Source organism: Marinovum sp. (genome assembly GCF_048263515.1).
GTDB lineage: Bacteria > Pseudomonadota > Alphaproteobacteria > Rhodobacterales > Rhodobacteraceae > Marinovum.
This window is the reverse complement of sequence record NZ_JBLXEC010000007.1, coordinates 90,898-111,096: the sequence shown is the minus strand read 5'-3', so window position 1 is coordinate 111,096 and position 20,199 is coordinate 90,898. Positions and strand designations below refer to the sequence as shown.

The 20,199-nt window shown below is 65.1% G+C and carries 21 protein-coding genes; 12 read left to right on the top strand and 9 right to left on the bottom strand.

Going from position 1 to position 20,199, the window contains the following annotated elements; translation table 11 throughout:
* Positions 1-3: 3 nt before the first annotated feature.
* On the bottom strand, positions 4-1,665 hold the full coding sequence (secD, locus tag ACN0SE_RS09050) for a protein translocase subunit SecD (RefSeq protein WP_417524196.1): 1,662 nt from the start codon (positions 1,663-1,665) through the stop codon (positions 4-6).
* A 21-nt stretch (positions 1,666-1,686) separates the two neighbouring features.
* Positions 1,687-1,977 (bottom strand): preprotein translocase subunit YajC, encoded by a 291-nt coding sequence (gene yajC / locus ACN0SE_RS09045; protein ID WP_417524195.1) that lies wholly within the window; start codon positions 1,975-1,977, stop codon positions 1,687-1,689.
* 691 nt (positions 1,978-2,668) lie between these two features.
* Between yajC and ACN0SE_RS09040 the strand changes: the two genes are divergently transcribed.
* The 5 genes from ACN0SE_RS09040 (at position 2,669) to ccmD (ending at position 5,339) form a co-directional block, all read left to right on the top strand.
* Positions 2,669-3,034, top strand: a complete 366-nt coding sequence (locus ACN0SE_RS09040; protein WP_417524194.1) for an Mth938-like domain-containing protein — start codon at positions 2,669-2,671, stop codon at positions 3,032-3,034.
* 55 nt (positions 3,035-3,089) lie between these two features.
* A complete protein-coding gene (ccmA, locus tag ACN0SE_RS09035; protein ID WP_417524193.1) occupies positions 3,090-3,704 on the top strand; it encodes a heme ABC exporter ATP-binding protein CcmA in 615 nt (204 codons plus the stop codon).
* A complete protein-coding gene (gene ccmB / locus ACN0SE_RS09030) occupies positions 3,701-4,357 on the top strand; it encodes a heme exporter protein CcmB (protein ID WP_417524192.1) in 657 nt (218 codons plus the stop codon). The genes ccmA and ccmB overlap by 4 nt, the downstream gene beginning before the upstream one ends.
* Positions 4,358-4,446: 89 nt before the next feature.
* Positions 4,447-5,178 carry a heme ABC transporter permease gene (locus ACN0SE_RS09025; RefSeq protein ID WP_417524191.1) on the top strand — a complete coding sequence of 244 codons (732 nt, stop codon included), beginning with the start codon at positions 4,447-4,449 and terminating at the stop codon, positions 5,176-5,178.
* Positions 5,175-5,339 (top strand): heme exporter protein CcmD, encoded by a 165-nt coding sequence (ccmD, locus tag ACN0SE_RS09020; protein ID WP_417524190.1) that lies wholly within the window; start codon positions 5,175-5,177, stop codon positions 5,337-5,339. Before ACN0SE_RS09025 ends, ccmD begins: the two co-directional genes overlap by 4 nt.
* Here ccmD and ACN0SE_RS09015 read toward each other — a convergent pair.
* On the bottom strand, positions 5,324-5,452 hold the full coding sequence (locus ACN0SE_RS09015; RefSeq protein ID WP_417524189.1) for a hypothetical protein: 129 nt from the start codon (positions 5,450-5,452) through the stop codon (positions 5,324-5,326). The two genes, ccmD and ACN0SE_RS09015, sit on opposite strands and share 16 nt — an antisense overlap.
* Before the next feature lie 452 nt (positions 5,453-5,904).
* Positions 5,905-8,679 carry an aconitate hydratase AcnA gene (gene acnA, locus ACN0SE_RS09010; RefSeq protein ID WP_417524188.1) on the bottom strand — a complete coding sequence of 925 codons (2,775 nt, stop codon included), beginning with the start codon at positions 8,677-8,679 and terminating at the stop codon, positions 5,905-5,907.
* A gap of 222 nt (positions 8,680-8,901) precedes the next feature.
* Here acnA and ACN0SE_RS09005 point away from each other — a divergent pair, with 222 nt between their 5' ends.
* Positions 8,902-9,621 carry a DUF1223 domain-containing protein gene (locus ACN0SE_RS09005; protein ID WP_417524187.1) on the top strand — a complete coding sequence of 240 codons (720 nt, stop codon included), beginning with the start codon at positions 8,902-8,904 and terminating at the stop codon, positions 9,619-9,621.
* A 117-nt stretch (positions 9,622-9,738) separates the two neighbouring features.
* Here ACN0SE_RS09005 and ACN0SE_RS09000 read toward each other — a convergent pair whose 3' ends face one another.
* Both ACN0SE_RS09000 and ACN0SE_RS08995 read right to left on the bottom strand, forming a co-directional pair.
* Complete coding sequence (locus tag ACN0SE_RS09000; RefSeq protein WP_417524186.1) at positions 9,739-10,833, bottom strand: flagellar motor switch protein FliG; 1,095 nt, start codon at positions 10,831-10,833, stop codon at positions 9,739-9,741.
* Between the two features lie 89 nt (positions 10,834-10,922).
* Positions 10,923-11,075 (bottom strand): hypothetical protein, encoded by a 153-nt coding sequence (locus ACN0SE_RS08995; RefSeq protein WP_417524185.1) that lies wholly within the window; start codon positions 11,073-11,075, stop codon positions 10,923-10,925.
* A 169-nt stretch (positions 11,076-11,244) separates the two neighbouring features.
* Between ACN0SE_RS08995 and ACN0SE_RS08990 the strand changes: the two genes are divergently transcribed.
* The gene (locus ACN0SE_RS08990; protein ID WP_417524184.1) at positions 11,245-12,510 is read left to right on the top strand and encodes a Hint domain-containing protein; all 1,266 of its coding nucleotides are present in this window, start codon (positions 11,245-11,247) and stop codon (positions 12,508-12,510) included.
* 84 nt (positions 12,511-12,594) lie between these two features.
* Here the strand turns inward: ACN0SE_RS08990 and purB are convergent, their stop codons facing one another.
* On the bottom strand, positions 12,595-13,902 hold the full coding sequence (gene purB / locus ACN0SE_RS08985) for an adenylosuccinate lyase (RefSeq protein WP_417524183.1): 1,308 nt from the start codon (positions 13,900-13,902) through the stop codon (positions 12,595-12,597).
* Positions 13,903-14,103: 201 nt separating this feature from the next.
* Between purB and ACN0SE_RS08980 the strand changes: the two genes are divergently transcribed.
* The gene (locus tag ACN0SE_RS08980) at positions 14,104-15,258 is read left to right on the top strand and encodes a sugar-transfer associated ATP-grasp domain-containing protein (RefSeq protein WP_417524182.1); all 1,155 of its coding nucleotides are present in this window, start codon (positions 14,104-14,106) and stop codon (positions 15,256-15,258) included.
* Positions 15,259-15,264: 6 nt separating this feature from the next.
* Here ACN0SE_RS08980 and ACN0SE_RS08975 read toward each other — a convergent pair whose 3' ends face one another.
* Positions 15,265-16,476: an alpha/beta fold hydrolase gene (locus ACN0SE_RS08975; RefSeq protein ID WP_417524181.1), complete on the bottom strand. Its 1,212-nt coding sequence runs from the start codon at positions 16,474-16,476 to the stop codon at positions 15,265-15,267.
* A 157-nt stretch (positions 16,477-16,633) separates the two neighbouring features.
* Here ACN0SE_RS08975 and ACN0SE_RS08970 point away from each other — a divergent pair, with 157 nt between their 5' ends.
* A complete protein-coding gene (locus ACN0SE_RS08970; protein ID WP_417524180.1) occupies positions 16,634-16,930 on the top strand; it encodes an antibiotic biosynthesis monooxygenase family protein in 297 nt (98 codons plus the stop codon).
* Between the two features lie 31 nt (positions 16,931-16,961).
* The gene (locus ACN0SE_RS08965) at positions 16,962-17,699 is read left to right on the top strand and encodes a heme-dependent oxidative N-demethylase family protein (protein ID WP_417524179.1); all 738 of its coding nucleotides are present in this window, start codon (positions 16,962-16,964) and stop codon (positions 17,697-17,699) included.
* 133 nt (positions 17,700-17,832) lie between these two features.
* On the opposite strand, the gene mnmA is transcribed toward ACN0SE_RS08965, so the two are convergent.
* A complete protein-coding gene (mnmA, locus tag ACN0SE_RS08960; protein ID WP_417524178.1) occupies positions 17,833-18,978 on the bottom strand; it encodes a tRNA 2-thiouridine(34) synthase MnmA in 1,146 nt (381 codons plus the stop codon).
* A gap of 123 nt (positions 18,979-19,101) precedes the next feature.
* On the opposite strand from mnmA, the gene ACN0SE_RS08955 reads away from it, so the two are divergent.
* Together ACN0SE_RS08955 and ctrA are read left to right on the top strand one after the other, a co-directional pair.
* Positions 19,102-19,380 (top strand): DUF1153 domain-containing protein, encoded by a 279-nt coding sequence (locus ACN0SE_RS08955; RefSeq protein WP_417524177.1) that lies wholly within the window; start codon positions 19,102-19,104, stop codon positions 19,378-19,380.
* A gap of 96 nt (positions 19,381-19,476) precedes the next feature.
* Entirely contained in the window at positions 19,477-20,196 is a 720-nt protein-coding gene (gene ctrA, locus ACN0SE_RS08950) for a response regulator transcription factor CtrA (protein ID WP_417524176.1), read from the top strand.
* The last annotated feature ends 3 nt before the right edge of the window (positions 20,197-20,199 follow it).

The window sequence follows — 20,199 nt, the reverse complement described above, 5'->3', positions numbered from 1 at the left end:
GGCCTATACCTCGATGGTTTTGGGGCGACGGCGTTCGAACCACGTCACGATGATCAGCCGCGTCACGAAGATCGCGGTGAAGACCGAGGTGAGAATGCCCAGACCCAGCGTGATGGAAAAGCCCCGCACCGGACCGGAACCCATGACAAACAGGATCACGGCGGTGATGAAGGTGGTGATATTGGCGTCGACAATCGCCGAGAGCGCCTTTTCATAGCCCAGCTCGATCGCCCGGGCCGGGCCGCGCGCGGTTTTCAGCTCTTCGCGGATCCGTTCGAAGATCAGCACGTTGGCATCCACTGCCATGCCGACCGTCAGAACGATGCCGGCAATGCCCGGCAGGGTCAGCGTGGCGCCGATCAGGCTGAGCAGGCCAAAGAGCAGCGCGACGTTCAGGATCAGCGCGATATTGGCAAAAAGCCCGAAGATCCCGTAGGACAGCACCATGAAGACCAGCACCGCGGCAAAGGCCACCATCGTGGCCACCTTGCCGGCGGCGATGCTGTCGGCGCCCAGTTCCGGGCCGATGGTCCGCTCTTCCAGGAAATCGAGACCGGCGGGCAGGGCGCCCGCCCGCAGCAGCACCGCGAGGTTGGTCGATTCCTCGACGGAGAAGTTGCCGGTGATGATGCCCGAGCCGCCAGGAATGTGGCTCTGGATCACCGGGGCCGAAATCACCTCGTCGTCGAGCACGATGGCAAAGGGGTTGCCGATGTTCTCGGCGGTGTAATCGCCGAATTTGCGCGCACCCGAGGGGTTGAAGCGGAAGTTGACTGCCGGCCGGCCGTTCTGATCGAACGAGGGCTGCGCGTCGGTCAGCTCTTCACCGGTGACCACCGGGTTTTCCTCGAGGATGTAGAAGGTGCCCTGTTCGTCGAGCGAGGGCAGGATTTCCTCGCCGATGCCGGGGGTGGCGGTGCCGTCGGTGGTGCGGCCCACGACCGGCTGGAAGGTCAGCTGGGCGGTGGTGCCGATGATGTCCTTGAGCTCCTGCGCGGAGCCGAGACCCGGCACCTGGATCAGGATGCGGTCGCTGCCCTGACGCTGGATGGTGGGCTCGCGGGTGCCGACCTCGTCGATGCGGCGGCGGATGATTTCCAGCGATTGCTGCACCGTGCGCTCGTCGGTGGCGAGTTTCTCGGCGTCGGACAGGGTGACGATCATCACGTCGCCTTCGCCACGGACCGCGAGGTCCTGCTCGCCTGCCGCAGTCAGCGAGACCACCGGCTGTGCCAGCGTCCGCACCGCGGCCATGGCGGCCGCCATGCCCTCGGCATTGCCGATCTTGACATGCAGCTCATCCGTCGGCGCATTCTGGCGGCGGATGGTGCCGACCTCGCTGCGGAGCGGCCGCAGGGCGTCGCGCACCTCGGGCCAGAGCGCGGTGATCCGGCTCTCGTAGACCTCTTCCACCCGCACCTCGGCCAGGAGATGCGCGCCACCGCGCAGGTCGAGACCGAGGTTGACCAGCGACGAGGGCAGGAAGGACGGCCAGCCGGCGGCCTGATCGGCCAGGAGGGCGGTTTCGCCCTCGACCACGATGGCGGCGCGGGCGTCATTGACGCCTTCGACCCGGCTGTAAAACGCATTCGGCAGGGCCAAGAGAAGCCCCGCCGCACAGAGTGCCCAGATGAGCACCCGTTTCCAATGATCGATCTGCAGCATTCGCCGCGCTCCTTTCAGAGGTCAGGAATTCGCAGGCTCGGTCTTGTTGAGAACCTGGGCGATGGTGTTCTGGACCACGCGGACCTTGACGCCATCGGCAATCTCGACCTCGATCTCGTTGCCCTCTTCCTTGACCTTGGTCACCTTGCCGATCAGCCCGCCCTGGGTGACGACCTGGTCGCCGCGGCGCAGGGCGCTGACCATGTTCTGGTGCTGTTTCATCTTTTTCTGCTGCGGGCGGATGAGCAGGAAATACATGATCGCAAAGATCAGGATCAGCGGGATGAATTGCGCGATCGCATTGCCTTCCATGGAGGCGTCCTTTCAAGATGAGGGCCGCGGGGAGGACCCCCGCCGAATTTTGCCGGAACCTATGCGCGGCAGGGGCGGTTTGCAAGGCGAAGGGGCGGGATTCGCGGCCGTGTGCGTGGTTTGTGAGGGACTGCCGCTGCCGGGGTCACCGCTCCCCTGCGCGTCGACAGCGGCTGCAAGCCGCCGCGCTTCGCCAGGTCGCCCGTCGGCACGGCGATTTCGGTGACGCAAGCGCATCGGTCTGACCATTTGCGGAAGTGGCCGGAATAAAGCGCTGCCGAACTATCGTTTGTCGCCGCACCGCGGCCCGACGATGCGCGTTTCGTATTTCACGCCATCAATTCACCTTCCCCAGCGCGTTAACAGCGGCTGCAAGCCGCCGCGCATCGCCGTGCCGCCCCCCGGCGCGGCGATTGGGCTGACGTAGGCGCGCCGCTCCGATCATTTGCGGGAGTGGCCTGAATAAAACGCTGCCGAACTATCGTTGGTCGCCGCACCGCGGCCCGACGATGCGCGGCTCGTACTTCACGCCATCAATTCACCTTACCCAGCGCTCCGGTCTTTTGCGGGAGTTGCTGATAAAGTGCTGCCGAACCACCCGAAGTTCGCCGCACCGCGGCCCGACGATGCGCGGCTTGCGCTAGGCGACCGCCATCTTCCCTTCCCTAATCAATCCCGCTATCTCTTCCCCATGCGACTGAACGAGATCTCCTATACCGACGCCGAACCCGTTGACGGCTATGGCCCCGGCTTCTTCCGCATCGGCGGCAAGGTCTACGCCGGCCATGTGATCACCGCGCCCTCGGGCACCCGCCTCTGGGACGGGCTCGACGACCGCGACGCCCTGCTGGCCCTTGCCGGCCAATGCGACGTGCTCTTCATCGGCACCGGTGCCGAGATCGCGCATATCCCGGCCGAACTGCGCCAGACCCTCGAAGAGGCCGGCCTCGGGGTCGAGGCCATGGCCTCTCCCGCCGCCTGCCGCACCTACAACGTGCTGCTGTCAGAAGGCCGGCGCGTCGCTCTTGCGGCGTTGACCGTGGCAGCGGCAGAGTGACGCCCGCGCGCCTATCGGCTTGCTGACGCAAGGGTTTTTCGGCAAGTCTCGCGCCATGATATTGCAGGCCGACACTCTCACCGTCACCCGAGGCGGCATCCCGGTGCTCGAAGGCGTGAGCTTTGCGCTGCCGCCCGAGCGGGCGCTGGTGCTGCGCGGACCCAACGGTATCGGCAAGACCACGCTGCTGCGCACCGTCGCAGGCCTGCAGCCGCCGCTGCGCGGCACGCTCACCGGGGCCGAGGACCGGGTGGCCTATGCCGCCCATGCCGACGGGCTGAAATCGACGCTGACGGTGCGCGAGAACCTGACCTTCTGGGCGCGGGTTTTTGGCCAGGCCGAGATCGACGCGGCGCTCGAAGCCTATCAGCTCGACGCCCTGCGCAACCGTGCCGCTGGCCAGCTTTCCGCCGGTCAGAAGCGGCGGCTGGGGCTGGCGCGGCTGATGGTTACCGGACGGCCGGTCTGGGTGCTGGACGAGCCCACGGTCTCGCTCGACCGCGACGCGGTGGCGATGTTTGCCGAGGCGGTGCGGGGCCATCTCGCCGGCGGCGGCTCGGCGCTGATTGCCACCCATATCGAGCTGGGGCTCGACGGTGATGCGCTGGATGTCAGCCAGTTCAAGGCGGTGCCGCAGGCCAGCGACGATTTCGACGAGGTCTTCCTGTGATCGCCTTGCTGAAACGCGACCTCGCGCTGGCGGTCCGGGCCGGCGGCGGCTTCGGGCTCGGCCTCGCCTTCTTCCTGATCGTGGTCACCCTCGTGCCCTTTGCCGTCGGGCCGCAGTCCGAGCTTCTGGGCCGGATCGCGCCGGGCGTGCTCTGGCTGGGCGCCTTGCTGGCCTGCCTCCTGTCACTCGACCGCATCCTCGCGCTCGACTGGGAGGACGGCTCGCTCGACCTCCTGGCCACGGCACCGCTGCCGATGGAGGGCATCGTCTCGGTCAAGGCGCTGGCGCATTGGCTGACCACCGGGCTGCCGCTTGTGCTGGCGGCGCCGGTCTTCGGCGTATTGCTAAACCTCGCGGGGTCGGGGTTTCTCTGGCTCACGCTGTCGCTGCTCTTGGGCACACCGGCGCTGTCGGTGATCGGCACCTTCGGCGCGGCGCTGACCGTCGGGCTGAAACGCGGCGGGCTGCTCCTGTCGTTGTTGGTGCTGCCGCTCTACGTGCCGACGCTGATCTTTGGCGCCGAGGTGGCGCGGCGCGGGGCCGAGGGCATGGAAGTGCAGACGCCGCTGATGATGCTGGCGGGGATCTCGCTGGCGGTGATCGCGCTCCTGCCCTTTGCCAGCGCCGCGGTGCTCAGGGTGAACCTGCGGTGAGGGGTGGTGGGTTGGAAACCCACCCTACGGGGCAGTGGGCTACGAAAATGTCACTGGTGTCCGAACACATTCACGAATAGGTATCTGTCATGGCCAGTGTCTGGGAATACGCGAACCCGAAAAAGTTCATCGACACCAGCGACCGGGTGATCCCGGCGCTCTGGGTGCTGTCGCTGGGGTGCCTCGCGGCGGGGTTGATCTGGGGGTTCTTCTTTACCCCGGATGATTACCGCCAGGGCTCGACCGTCAAGATCTTCTACCTGCACGTGCCGGCAGCGCTGATGGCGATCAACGCCTGGTTCATGATGCTGGTGGCTTCGCTGATCTGGATCATCCGCCGCCACCACGTCAGCGCGCTGGCCGCGCGGGCGGCGGCGCCGGTGGGGATGGTGATGACGCTGATCGCGCTGGCAACCGGGGCGATCTGGGGCCAGCCGATGTGGGGCACCTGGTGGGCTTGGGACCCGCGGCTGACGTCGTTCCTGATCCTGTTCCTGTTCTATCTCGGTTACATTGCGCTGTGGTCAGCCATCGAGAATGACGACACCGCCGCCGATCTGACCGCGGTGCTCTGCCTCGTGGGGTCGGTCTTTGCGGTGCTGTCGCGTTATGCGGTCAACTTCTGGAACCAGGGGCTGCACCAGGGCGCCTCGTTGTCGCTCGATGCCGAGGAGAACGTCGCCGATGTCTTCTGGTGGCCGGCGCTGGTGGCGATGGCGGGGTTCATCCTGCTCTTTCTGCTGCTGGTGCTGATCCGCACGCAGACGGAAATCCGGGCGCGCCGCATGCGCGCGCTCCTGGCACGGGAGCGGATGCAATGATTCCCGAATTGGGCAAATACGCCGGCGCGGTGCTCTCGGCCTATGGTGTCAGCTTCGTGCTGCTGGCGCTGATCATCGGGGCCAGCGTCTGGCGGGCGCGGACCGTCCGCGCCCAGCTCAGGGAGATCGAGGATCGCCTCAGGTCTCAGCGCTCGCAATAGGCGCCGGGTTGGTTGACCGGGCAGTTGGCGCGCTGGCTGTCGTTGCCCTGTGCGCCCATGACAGCGAGCATCAGAAGAATCGCTGCCTGTACCGAAATAACAATCATTCTCATCGTAGGACTTCCATTTCTGCCTCTACGCCCAATTCTACGTGGGCTGAGGGCAGATAAACGGGGAATAGCCAGGCTGTCGCCTCACGAATGCGCGATGGGCGGGGGGCTGCGCAGATTTTGGCAGAGGGGGCGGGGGATGAGCGCAGATGCGGCGTTTGGCGGTGCGTGGGGCTGTCCCTTGAGCGCAAGTCGCGCCATCGCCGCGCGGTGGGCTTTGTTCCGCGCCGGGCCTCAGACAAGGGCGAAGGTCGTGCTATTAACCGCAATGCACACTGCTGCATCGGACGCTGGCCGCTGGCGGCAGCCCGGCCGAGGGGCGGGCTGCACTTGACTGGCTGATCGCGGAGATGTGGGCCAAACAAGCCGAGGACCCGGCGCTGCGAGAACGGGGCGGGACTTGAACGAAAACGGGCGCCCGAAGGCGCCCGTTCCGATCTCTCTCGACGCTCGACTTACGCCGATTTCGCCAGGTTGCGCAGCACGTAGTGCAGGACGCCGCCGTTCTCGATGTATTCGATCTCGATCGCGGTATCGATGCGGCACTTCAGGGTGATTTCCTTGGTGCTGCCGTCAGCATACTTGATCGTGCAGGGCACCATCTTGCCCGGCGTCACATCGTCGAGACCGTGGATCGAGACTTCCTCGTCACCGGTCAGCTTCAGCGTCTTGCGGGTGTCGCCTTCGGTGAATTCGAAGGGGATGACGCCCATGCCGACGAGGTTGGAGCGGTGGATGCGCTCGAAGCTCTCGGCGATGACCGCCTTGACGCCCAGAAGCGCCGTGCCCTTGGCCGCCCAGTCACGCGAGGACCCCGCGCCGTACTGTTCGCCACCGAAGATCACCAGCGGCGTGCCGTTTTCCTGATGCGCCATGGCGGCATCGAAGATCGAGGTCTGCTGGCCGTCGGGGCCTTTGGTGTAGCCACCTTCGACGCCGTCGAGCATCTCGTTCTTGATGCGGATGTTGGCAAAGGTGCCGCGCATCATGACTTCGTGGTTGCCGCGACGCGACCCGTACGAGTTGAACTCGCGCACCGGCACCTGACGCTCGCGCAGGTACTGGCCCGCAGGCGTGGTTTCCTTGAAGGAGCCCGCCGGCGAGATGTGGTCGGTGGTGATCATGTCGCCCAGAAGCGCCAGAACCTTGGCGCCTTCGAGGTTCTCGATCTTCTTGGTCGCCATGGTGATGCCCTGGAAGTAGGGCGGGTTCTGCACGTAGGTCGAGGCGGCCGGCCAGTCATAGGTCTTGGCATCGGTGGTTTCGACCGATTGCCACTTCTCGTCGCCCTTGAAGACGTCGGCATATTTCGACTGGAAGGCTTCGCGGGTCACGGTCCGTTCGACCAGCTCGGCAACTTCGGCGGTCGAGGGCCAGATGTCCTTGAGGTAGACATCGTTGCCGTTCTTGTCCTTGCCGAGGCTTTCCTTGGTGATGTCGACGTTCATGTCGCCCACCAGCGCATAGGCCACCACCAGCGGCGGCGAGGCGAGGTAGTTGGCGCGTACGTCGGGCGAGATCCGGCCTTCGAAGTTGCGGTTGCCCGAGAGCACCGAGGTCGCCACCAGGTCGTAATCGTTGATCGCCTTGGAGATCGGCGCTTCCAGCGGGCCGGAGTTGCCGATGCAGGTGGTGCAGCCATAACCCACCAGGTTGAAGCCGATGGCGTCGAGGTCTTCCTGCAGGCCGGCGGCTTCGAGGTAGTGCGACACAACCTGCGACCCCGGTGCCAGCGAAGTCTTGACCCAGGGCTTGCGGGTCAGGCCCAGCTCGCGGGCCTTGCGGGCCACGAGACCGGCGCCGATCATCACGTAGGGGTTCGAGGTGTTGGTGCAGGACGTGATCGAGGCGATCACGATCGAGCCGTCATGCAGCTGATAGGCGCCGTCGTCGGTCTTGTACCAGCCCTTGTTGTGGTGGCCTTCGTCGCCGGGGATGTCCTGCGGCTCGGGCGCGCCGCCTTCACCTTCCCAACGCACCTCGGCATTGGCGCTGGCATCAACACCGTCGCGCAGGCCCTTGATGTACTTGCCGAACTCGGTCGAGGCGGAATCGAGCGCAATGTAGTCCTGCGGGCGTTTCGGGCCCGAGATCGCCGGCACGATGGTGCCCATGTCAAGCTCGAGCGTGTCGGTGTAGACCGGATCGTAGTTCTCGTCGCGCCACATGCCGTTTTCCTTGGCATAGGCTTCGACCAGCGCCACGCGCGCCTCGTCACGACCGGTGTTGGTCAGGTAACGCAGGGTCTCGTTGTCGATCGGGAAGAAGCCGCAGGTCGCGCCGTATTCCGGGGCCATGTTGGCGATGGTCGCGCGGTCGGCCAGCGGCAGCGTATCGAGGCCTTCGCCGTAGAATTCGACGAACTTGCCGACAACGCCCTTGGCGCGCAGCATTTCCACGACCTTGAGCACGAGGTCGGTGCCGGTGGTGCCTTCCATCATCGCGCCGGTCAGCTTGAAACCGATGACCTCGGGGATCAGCATCGAGATCGGCTGGCCCAGCATCGCGGCCTCGGCCTCGATGCCGCCCACGCCCCAGCCCAGAACGGCGGCGCCGTTGACCATGGTGGTGTGGCTGTCGGTGCCGACGAGCGTGTCGGGGTAAGCCACTTCCTCACCGTTCTGGTCGACGTCGGTCCAGATGGTCTGCGACAGGTACTCGAGGTTCACCTGGTGGCAGATGCCGGTGCCCGGCGGCACGACGCGGAAGTTGTTGAACGCCGACTGGCCCCACTTGAGGAAGGTATAGCGCTCCATGTTGCGCTCGTACTCGCGGTCCACGTTCATCTGGAAGGCGCGCGGGTTGCCGAATTCGTCGATCATCACCGAGTGGTCGATGACCAGATCGACGGGGTTCAGCGGGTTGATCTTTTCCGGATCGCCACCCAGCGCCACGATGCCGTCACGCATGGCCGCGAGGTCGACCACGGCGGGAACGCCGGTGAAGTCCTGCATCAGCACGCGGGCCGGGCGATAGGCCAGCTCGCGCGTGCCCTTGCCGCCGTCCTTGGCCCAGTCGCCAAAGGCCTTGATGTCATCGGTGGTGACGGTCTTGCCGTCCTCGAAGCGGAGCATGTTTTCCAGCACCACCTTCAGGGCGGCGGGCAGGCGCGAGAAGTCGCCAAGACCGGCCTCCTGCGCGGCGGGGATGGAGTAATACGACAGGCTCTTGCCGCCCGCCGAAATCGACTTGCGGGTCTTCGAGCTGTCATGACCGACTGTGATGGGCATGGAATGGCTCCCTTCCGATGATGCCAAGGGGTTTCGCTGAGAGTGCAATAGACCTGTCGGGGGGGCGCAATCAAGGGGGGTGCGACGAATTGTATGCGATAGTATGCAAAAAATTCCGGCTTTCGCGGGGCTGGACGCTGTCACCGAAAATCGCAAAACCTTGATTGGTTATTTCAGCCGCCTGCCTCTAGGTAGGCATATGCGACGAAACGGGGAATTTGAATGCGTTTGAAGGTGATCCTTGGCGCCGCGGCTTTCGGGCTGACGAGCATGGCAGGCGCTTCGGGAGTGCTGGCGCAGGCCGAGGCCGAGCCGGGCGCGCCCGTGGTTGTCGAGCTGTTCACCTCTCAGGGCTGTTCTTCCTGTCCGCCGGCCGACGAGTTGCTGCACAATCTGGCAGGGCGGCCCGACGTCATCGCGCTGGCGCTGCATGTCGATTACTGGGATTACATCGGCTGGAAAGACCGCTTTGCCCTGCCGGGGCACACCAAGCGCCAGAAGGGGTATGCCAAGGCCGCAGGACGGCGGATGATCTACACGCCGCAGATGATCATCAACGGCACTGACCACGTGGTCGGCAATCACCCGATGGATGTGAGCGAACTGATCTCTCAGCACGAGGCGCGGCCGCGGCCAGTGACGCTCTCGGTCGAGGACGAGGGCGGCAAGGCCGTCCTGACGCTGACCGCCTCCGGCGATCTGCCGGCCAATATCCAGGTGATGCTGGTGGATTACGACCCGCAGGCCACGGTCGAGATCACCCACGGCGAAAATGCCGGGCGCACCATCAGCTATGCCAATATCGTTCAGAGCTGGCAGGAGCTGGGGGTCTGGGACGGCAAGCAGGCCTTCCGCGTCGAACTGCCAGAGATCACCTCGGCCGCCGTGCTGGTGCAACAGGCGGGTTATGGACCGATGCTGGCGGCGCATAACCTGCCCTGAGGGCGTCCGCCTCATGGCGTTCTGCTGGCCGCGATAGTGCCCGACTTGGCCCGTTTTCTGCCAAGTCAGCCTGGCTGCCAACCCTGCAGCCCTCTGCCGAACAAGCCGCTGTCGGCGCTATTCCTCCTCATCCTCCGCAATCAACGTGATGGTCCCGGCGTCCGCCTGCCGGCGGATCACCGCGACCACGGCGCTCATCGCGGCCTCGGCCTCTTTCGGCTTCTGATCGCCCACGTCGTTCATCTCGTCGCGCAGCCCCTCGGCCATGCGTTTCGACATGTTGCCGAGCAGGAAGTCGACGATCGCCTCCAGCCCCTTGGCCTTGGCGGCGGCCAGGGCGCGGGCCAGGGTCTCGGCATCGACCTCTCGGGTGATGGTTGGCACGTCGGTGGCCTGCACCCGGTCGCCGATATTCTCGAAGGTGAAGATCGCCTTGCGCACCGCGCCGGCAAAGGCCTCGTCCTCTTCCTCCAACCCGGTCAGAAGCGCGTCGCGGGTGGCGGCGGGCGAGGAGTTGAGGATCGCGCCGACCCGCGCCACAGGCTCGGCCTTGAAGGCGCGCACCGGGTCACGGTCGAGCTGGCTGGCCAGTGACAGCCCGATGCGATCGACCGCCTCGGGCGTGACATTGGCGGTGAGCGAGACCGCATAGGTGATCTTGCGCGCCTCCGGTCCCGGCATTTTCGACAGGATCTCGGCCGCCATCGCGGTGTCGAGCTTGGAGAGCAGCACCGCCGCAACCTCGGTGCTTTCGGACGTGATGAAGTCCAGGATGCGGGCGACGGGCAGGGCGCGGATGCGCAGCCAGGGATCGCCGGTCTGGCGCACGCCGGCCTCCTTGCGCAGCCGCGCTGCCGTCTGCGGCGAGATCCGCCCGTCCAGCGCCGTCAGCGCCCCGGCGATGCCATTGGGAAAATGCAGGCCGACCGATTCCAGCTCATCGGCGAATTCGCTGACCACATCGGCCAGGGTCGCCCGGTCGACATAGCGCATGGCGCCCATCTGCTGGGTCAGGTCCGCCTGCAGGCTTTCGGGCAATTCGGCCAGCGGCACCTCGCTGCCTTCGTTGACCAGCAGCCGCACGATGATCGCCGCTTTCTGCTTGCGCGTCAGCTGCGCCGCGCGCGATCGGCCGGCAGGGGCTGCGCGCGCAACACTCTCCGCGCCACCGGGAACCGATGGCAGGTTGGTTGTCGTCGCGAGCTGGCTCATCCCGTCCCCTCCGGCAGTCTACGGAAACCAGATAGCCGCAGAAGGGTGAAGAAATGCTGAAGCCGCGCCTTGCTGGGCACGGCCCTCCGTCAGCTGGTGGCCTTTTCGACGCAGGCGCCTGCCGCCTGATCCCAGACGCTGCCTTCGGCGCAGGACATCGCCTGGTGCCCGGCGGGGCAACCGGCATAGCCGATCACCGGCAACAGGGCCAGAAACGCGGCACAGAATACGGTCTTGAACATCGGGGTTCTCCCAAGGTGAGGGCAGAGCCGGGCTCTGCCAGGCCCCGAGGGTAGCATGAAGCCGCAAATCCACCAAACATTCGGCCACACTTCGGGAATTCCGACATCGTTAACCTTGAAACAGCCATAATTCCCATTGCATCATCAGGAAAAGATACGGGGCAGCGCAGTGGCCACCTACACCATCGTCGACATGAACAAGGATCCGCTGGGTCCGGACGAGATTCATGCGGGTTCCATCATCGAAGTGACCGACGGTGATGTCTACATCATGGACCCGTCGATCGGCCATGATGTCACCTTCAATGCCACCGGCAATCCGCCCGCGCAGTTCGACGTTCAGTTCAACGAAAGCAACGCCAGCGTCGTAAAGGTCAACTTCACCGGCGACGTGATCCCGACGATCTCGGTCGCCGACGGCGTCCAGCTTCCGGATGTCGACCTGATGGGGACGAATTCCTCCGGCATGAACCTGATGGTCGGTGACAACGTGGTGATGGGCAAGCTCTTCGGGTCCAGCACCGGGGCTGACAATATCCTCGTCGGTGACGGGTTCTTCACTGACCAGGACTGGAACACCGGCGGCGGCAACGACACCATCCGCTTTGGCCACGACGCCACGCTCAAGCACTTGAAGTCCGGTGCCGGCGACGACGTTCTCTATTTCGGCAACAATCTGACCGCCGGCGACATCCAGACCGAAGGCGGCGATGACAACGTTTATGTCGGCCGCAACGCAAGTACGGCCAAGATCGACGGCGGGAATGGCACAGACTCCTACCGAAGCCCGGAGTCCTCGAGCAATACACAGAACTTCGAGTCGACGGCCGTGGTCTGCTATGCCGCAGGCACGCTGATTAAAACCGATCGGGGGCTGCGCCCGGTTGAGGCCATTCAACAGGGCGAGCGGCTGCGCACGCTCGATCACGGGTTTCAACCGGTGATCTGGAGCCGGGCCTCGCAGCATGACCTTCGAGACTTCAGGCGCGAGCAGCACCCGGTCTTGATCCCGGCCGGCGCGCTCGGCCCCGGGCTTCCGCGCCGCAATCTGATCGTCTCGCCGCAGCACCGCATCCTGGTGGGCGGGCAGGGGCAGTTGCAGGGATGTTTCCCGAGCGAGGTTTTCGTGCCGGCCAAGGCGCTGACAATCTTGCCGGGTGTGCGGCACATGCTGGGCCGGAAAGAGATCACCTGGGTGCATCTCCTGTGTCAGGCGCACGAGGTGATCTTTGCCGAGGGTTGCGCCTCGGAATCGCTGTTGCTGGGGCCGATGTCACTGGCCACCCTTGGTGAAGAGGAGCGCGCCCGAATTCTCGGAGCGTTGCGGAACCCCATCGCCAGCAAGACCCCGGCGCGCGCCTGCCTGACGCTGACAGAGACGCGGGAGTTCATCGAGGCCAATGTGAAAAGCCGCGCCCGGGTGGGCGCGGCTTGAACCAGGTCCGAGGGCCGAAGCCTCCGCAATTCAATGCAGGAGGAGCCGCGCAGAGGGGATGACCCGCCGGCGCAGCCGCCTGCATCAGCTCTCGCCGAAGACCCGCTTGAAGATCGTGTCGACGTGCTTGGTGTGATAGCCCATGTCGAACTTTTCCTTGATGCCGTCCTCGCCCAGCGCGGCAACCACATCGGCGTCGGCCAGAAGCTGCTCCTGAAAATCGACCCGCTCTTCCCAGACCTTGAGCGCATTGCGCTGCACCATGGCATAGGCATCCTCGCGTGATACGCCGGCCTGAGTCAGGGCCAGAAGCACCCGCTGCGACATCACAAGCCCGGGGAACTTGTTCATGTTGTCGAGCATGTTGTCGGGGAAAATCAGCATCTTTTCGACCACACCGGCGAGGCGGTGCAGGGCAAAGTCGAGCGTGATGGTGGCGTCCGGGCCGATGGCGCGTTCGACCGAGGAATGCGAGATGTCGCGCTCGTGCCAGAGGGCCACGTTCTCCATCGCCGGGATCACCGTCATGCGCACCAGACGGGCGAGGCCGGTCAGGTTCTCGGTCAGAACCGGGTTCTTCTTGTGCGGCATCGCCGAAGAGCCCTTCTGGCCCATCGAGAAGAATTCCGCGCCTTCCAGCACCTCGGTGCGCTGCATGTGGCGGATTTCGACGGCGATGTTCTCGATCGACGAGGCGATGACACCGAGCACGGCAAAGAACATCGCGTGGCGGTCGCGGGGGATCACCTGGGTCGAGATCGGCTCGGGGGAGAGGCCCAGCTGCTCGCAGACGTGCTCCTCGACCGCCGGGTCGATATTGGCGAATGTGCCGACGGCGCCGGAGATGGCGCCGGTGGCGATTTCCTCGCGCGCGGCCACCAGGCGGGCGCGGTTGCGGTCCATCTCGGCGTAGAAGCGGACGAAGGTGAGGCCCATGGTGGTCGGCTCGGCGTGGATGCCGTGGCTGCGGCCGACGCGCACGGTGTCCTTGTGCTCCAGCGCGCGGGTCTTGAGCGCGGCCAGCACCCGGTCAACGCCCTTGAGCAGCAGGTCCGAGGCCCGCACCAGCTGCACGTTGAGGCAGGTGTCGAGCACGTCGGACGAGGTCATGCCCTGGTGGACAAAACGCGCTTCCTCGGAACCCACATGTTCGGCCAGGTGGGTGAGGAAGGCGATGACGTCATGCTTGGTGACCGCCTCGATCTCGTCGATCCGGGCGACGTCGAACTCCACGTCCTTGGCCTTCCACACCGCGTCGGCGTTTTCCTGCGGGATCACGCCCAACCTCGCCATGGCGTCGCAGGCATGGGCCTCGATTTCAAACCAGATGCGGAACTTGGTCGCGGGCTCCCAGATCGCGGTCATCTCGGGGCGGGAATAGCGGGGGATCATCTGGCGTCCTCTCAGGCTGGTGTCAGGCGGTGGCGAGCATTTGCGCGGGGTCATACGCCCAAGCTGACGGGGGGACAAGAGGACGTGGCATCGCTGCAAGTTTAGGGGAATTTTCAACAACGCCGCGGCCAGTGGCCGCATTTTCGCCCCATTGTTGCGGAAATGAGGTCAGTAACCGCAAAAAGCGAAGAGGATAAGGGCATGTCCGACGCAACGCTCACCGCAGGCATCGAAACCGGGACCATCGTGGCCCGGGATCAGGCGAGCTATTCCGCCAAGCACGAATACAACAGGACCGAGCTCATCGCCCATGCGGCGCGAACCTCGGGGCGGGGCGCGTTCGGCATCGGGCTCGAGGCCGCCAAGTATCGCAAGGGCCGGCAGAAGATCGAGCTGGACGAATACGTCAAGTTCCGGCTCTACGACACCGAGGCCCACAGCGAGGAAGAGCGCGGCGAATTCATCTCTTGGCTGCTGCAGAACGCCATCATCCACGAGGTCAACGACCTGCACTGGTTCGCGGTGACCGAGGACAAGTGGCTCTCGGCCAAGCTGCTCGAGGCCGACGGGCTGCCGGTGCCGGAAACGCTGGGCGTGATCGACCGCACCGGGCGGGCCTACCATGGCAGCACGCCATTCTCCGGGCCCGAAGCCCTGCGCAAGGCGATCGGCGGCGGGATCGACACGCCGCTTTTTGGCAAGAACATGCGGGGGCTGGGCTCTGTCGGGGTCTTCACCATCCTTTCAGCCGATTGCGAAGGGCTGATGCTGCGCGACCACGGGCCGATGTCCTACGAGCATTTCTTTGCCAGCATCGTGGGCGAAAATGCCTTCCTTTTGCAGAAATTCGTCAGCAACTGCAGCTTCCTGCGCGACTATACCGACACCACCGCCACGGTGCGGGTGGTCAACATGGTCGACGGCGACGGCGTCTATGTGCCGGCGGCGGTGCTCAAGCTGCCGTCACAGCGCAATCAGGCCGACAATTTCTGGCGCGACGGCAACATGCTTTGCGACATCGACCCCGAGACCGGCGAGATCCGCACCCTGGTGCAATCCGAAGGCCCCGAGCTGCGCCACCTCGACACCCACCCCGAGACCGACCGCGAGATCATCGGCAAGTGCCTGCCGCATTGGCAAGCCCTGCGCGAGGTCAACGAACGGGTGGCGCGCCTGCATGCGCCGCTGCGCTATCAGAGCACCGACATTGCCCTGACCGATGAGGGCCCGGTGGTGATCGAGGTCAACGCCGGTTCATCCTTCACCCTGCCGCAATACGCCAAGGGCAAGGGCTTCATGACCCCCAAGGTCCGCCAGCTGTTCCGCAGCTGGGGCAGCAAGATCGTCTGGGAATAAGCGCGCTCAGCCGGCCTCGGTCAGCACCACCGAGGTCCGCTCCAGCGTGCGGTGCACCGGGCATTTGTCGGCAATCTCCATCAGTCTGGCGCGTTGTTCGTCACTCAGATCGCCTTCCAGCCGGACCACCCGCCTGAAGTGATCGGCCTTGCCGTCGCTGCGGGCCTGGGCGTCCTGGGCATGCACCTTGTCGTGGCTCACGTCGACGCTGACATGGGTCAGCGGCCAGCCCTTGCGCCGCGCATACATGCGGATCGTCATCGAGGTGCAGGCGCCAAGGCCGGCAGAGAGAAAGCCGTAAGGCGACAAGCCGCGGTTGGTGCCGCCATAGGCCTCTGGCTCGTCGGCCAGAACGTGGTGATAGGGCCCGTTGTTGACGTCCTGCAGAAAGCCCTCGGGATCGGCCTCCGACACCCGCACGATGCCCTCGGGCGCGCCCGGCGGCGGGGCAGGCGGCTTGAGGTCGAGATAACGCCCGGCCCAGGCGGCAATCACCTCGGCGGCATATTCGGCATCACGCGGCCGGCTAAGCAGGTGGTCGGCATCGTCGAGGGTGACAAAGCTTTTGGGGTGCTTGGCGGCCATGAAGATATTGGCGGCATTCTCGATCCCCACCACGTCGTCGAGCGGCGCATGCAGCACCAGCAGCGCTCGGTGCAGCTTGGCGATGGCCGGGGCGAGATTCTGTGCCGAGACATCCTCGACAAAGCCGCGTCCGATCTCGATCCGGTGACCACCGAGCGTGACTTCGGCGGTGCCCTGCGCTTCGATCTCGTCCAGCGCGCCGCCGAAGTTGTGGGTGACATGGCCGGGATCGAAGGGCGCGCCCAGCGTGGCGACCGCCTTGACCGCCGGCAGCCGACCGGCGGCGCGCAGCACGGCGGCCCCGCCCAGCGAATGGCCGATCAGCAGCGACGGCGTCAGGCCACGCGCCGAGAGCGCCTTGCAGGCGGCCTGCAGGTCCTCGACATTGCTGGAGAATGTGGTCTCGGCAAAGGTGCCTTCAGATTGGCCCAGCCCGGTGAAATCGAAGCGCAGCACCGCGATCCCCATGGCCGCCAGCCGCCCGGCGATGCGCCGCGCGGCGGGGATGTCCTTGGAACAGGTGAAGCAATGGGCAAAGAGCGCGGTGGCCAGCAGTGGCCCGTCCGGCAGATCGAGCCGCGCGGCCAGCGGCGCACCGGAATGGCCCTGGAAGGTGAAGCGTTCGGTGGGCATGTCGGCTCCTTTCGTCGAGGCGATGAGCCGAGACTAGGGTGCCTGCGGGCCCGGCGCCACGTTCATGTCAGTCCCGTCACGAGGGTTTGAGAGCCGCCCCGGCGCGGCGGGCCGTTTCGTGTTAGACTGGGGGCCTGCAACCGACAGGAGGCGCGTCATGATCCTGCGCATATTTCAGGTCACCACCCACCCGGGCAAGGAGGCGGAGTTTGCCCGGTTCTTCCACGAGACCGCGATCCCGCTGATGCGATCGACCGAGGGCTGTGTCGAGGTTCTGCCGGGGGCGGCGCGCGCCGATCACCCGCAGGATTTTGCCTTTGTCATGGTCTGGCGCGATCTCGAGGCGCTCAAGGCCTTTGTGGGCGAGGATTACGACAGCCCGCATATTGCGCCAGAGGAGGCAGAGCTGGTGGCCCGGCGGCATATCGCCCATTACGACCTGGTGACCGGCTGACGCCGCGCCGCCCCTTTTTCTTGACTTCCCGGTGCGTTACACCGCGCGGATGATCCTGCACCACCGTATCCCGCACGACCTTTCGCCGCGCCCTCTGCCTGGGGTGCAACCACTCGACATGGCCGATTGGCTGATCGTGGACGAAGTCTATGCGCCGCAGATGGCCGAGCGCCTGCGGCTGCTGGAGGGCTGTCGCGAGGCGGTGGTTCAGCTCGATCCTGCGGCCCTGCCGGCGGCACAGGAGCTGTTGGCGATGGTGGTGGAGCAGCTCTCGGCGCGCAGCGACTTTGGTCTGGGTGAGGGTCGGATGCTCTGTCCTGACGGGCGCGAGGTCGTGCTGGATGACGCGCGGCCGCTCGAGACGCTCGGCCAGCTGGTGCAGGAGGATTTCTGCCTGCTGGAGAGGCGCGGCGAAGAGGCTGTGCTGACCGGCGCGGTGCTCTGTTTCCCGGCGAGCTGGCGGCTGGACGAGAAGTTCCTGCGGCCGCTGACCGGCATTCACGCGCCGGTCGAGGACTATGACGCCGCCATCGCGGCGCGGGTGCAGCGGCTGTTCGACGGGGTGAAACCCGGCCGGCCGCTCTGGCGCAGCAACCTGCTGCATTACGCCGATCCGGCGCTGCACCAGCCCCGGTCGGAAAGGGCGCGGCGGGTGCCGGTCCTGCCGTCAGAGGCGCGGTACCTGCGGTCCGAGCGTCAGAGCCTGGTGCGGTTGCCCGAGAGCGGCGCGGTGGTGTTTTCGATCCACAGCTACGTCTGCGCAGCCTGAGCCGGGGCGCTCCTCCGCCCTTGCGGACGTCCTCGCGAGGACAGGCCGTGAGGGCTGGAGAAGTGGGCTGGTGGCGGGCCTGTGGCTGGCGTTGTGTGGCGTATTTGGAAAGAGAAGAAGGGCTGGGGGGCGCCTAGTGGCCGCGCCAGATCCAGCCTCCACCCAGCACGCGGCTTCCTTCGGTTTCGTAGAAGACGCAGGCCTGGCCGGGGGAGACGCCTTCTTCGGGGGTCAGCAGCTCGACCTCGGCCTCGGTCGCCGAGAGCGGCCGCAGGATCGCCTCGCGCGGGGGGCGGGTGGAGCGGACCTTGACCGCGATCTCGCGTTCCTTCAGGTCGGCAAAGCCGCCGTCGCCCAACCAGTTGACCTCGCGCACCGGGATGGTGCGGGTCGAGAGCATGTCTTTCGGGCCGACGACCACCTGCTTGGCCTCGACGTCGAGCTTGACCACGTAGAGCGGCTCGCTCAGCCCGCCGATGCCAAGGCCCCGGCGCTGGCCGATGGTGTAGTGGATCACCCCGGCATGTTCGCCCAGCACCCGGCCGTCGGCATGGACGATCTGCCCCGGTTCGGCGGCACCGGGGCGCAGCTTTTCGATCACCTTGGCGTAATTGCCGTCGGGCACGAAGCAGATGTCCTGGCTGTCGGGCTTGTCGGCCACCGGCAGGCCGTGTTTCGCGGCCAGCTTGCGGGTGTCTTCCTTGCTTTGCAAATGGCCCAGCGGGAAGCGCAGGTAGTCGAGCTGTTCCTGGGTGGTCGAGAACAGGAAGTAGCTCTGGTCGCGCACCTTGTCGGCGGCGCAATGCAGCTCGGCCTTGCCGGGGCCCATCTTGCGCTGGATGTAGTGGCCGGTGGCCATGCAATCGGCGTCGAGATCGCGGGCGGTCTCCAGCAGGTCCTTGAACTTGACCCGTTCGTTGCAGCGGATGCAGGGCACCGGGGTGGCGCCGCCGAGGTAGCTGTCGGCAAACTCGTCCATCACCGCGTCGCGAAAGACGTTCTCGTAGTCCAGCACGTAGTGCGGAAAGCCCATCTCCTCGGCCACCCGGCGCGCATCGTGGATGTCGCGGCCGGCGCAGCAGGCGCCCTTCTTGGCCAGCGCCGCGCCGTGATCGTAGAGCTGCAGGGTGATGCCCACCACGTCATAGCCCTCGCGCGCCAGTTCGGCGGCAACAACGGAGCTGTCGACACCGCCGGACATCGCCACGACCACGCGGGTCTGCGAGGGCGGCTTGGCGAAGCCGAGGGAATTGAGCGTCTCGGTGGCGAGGGCGGACATGCGAATCTCCATTTCGGAAGTCCGCGAGAATATAGGAAAATCCGACATACTCTCAAGACCGGCTTTCACCTGCGGTTAAACAACCCCGCCCATGCTTTCAGGGAATGAGCGGGAGAGGACGCCATGTACCTGAAGAAAGTCGAAGGTCCCCGGGCCGTCACGCTGCCCGACGGCACCGTGATGACGCGCGCCGATCTGCCTGCGTCGCAGACCCGCCGCTGGGTCGCCTCGCGCAAGGCGGCGGTGGTGCGGGGGGTGATCTACGGGCTGATTTCGCAGGAAGAGGCGCAGAAACGCTATGCGATCTCGGCCGAGGAATTTCGCGAATGGGTGACCGCGGTGACACAATTCGGCGAGGATGCGTTGAAGGCCACCGCCGTGCAGAAATACCGTCAACCTTAAGTTGTGTTCGGCTTATTCCCCTGCTACGGTAACCCTCGGTTAACCTTTCTATCACAGGTTAAGAAGATACCCTGGCTGCCGAGCGGAGACAAGAAAATGCGTGTGTTGTTGGTCGAGGATGATCCCACTACTGCCAAAAGCATCGAATTGATGCTCACCCATGCCAATCTGAATGTCTATTGTACCGATCTCGGTGAAGAAGGGATCGATCTTGCCAAGCTATATGATTACGATCTGATCCTTCTGGACCTCGGTTTGCCGGACATGAACGGCCATGAGGTGCTGCGGCAGTTGCGCCTTGCGCGGGTGGAAACGCCGATCCTCATTCTCTCGGGTTCCGACGATACTGACAACAAGCTCAAGGGCTTCGGCTTTGGCGCCGACGATTATCTGACCAAGCCGTTCCACCGCGAAGAGCTGGTGGCGCGCATCCATGCGATCATCCGCCGGTCCAAGGGCCATTCGCAATCAATCATCCGCACCGGGCAGATCTCGGTCGACCTCGATGCCAAGACGGTGGAGGTCGGCGGGCGGCCGGTGCATCTGACCGGCAAGGAATACCAGATGCTGGAATTGCTGTCCCTGCGAAAAGGCACGACGCTCACCAAGGAAATGTTCCTCAATCATCTTTATGGCGGAATGGATGAGCCGGAACTGAAAATAATCGATGTTTTTATCTGTAAACTACGCAAAAAGTTGAGCAATGCCACCGGAGGCGACAATTACATCGAAACCGTCTGGGGCAGGGGCTATGTGCTGCGCGATCCCAGTCCGAAGGAGCTTGATGGCGGCGACCGCCTGGCCATCGGGGCCTGAACG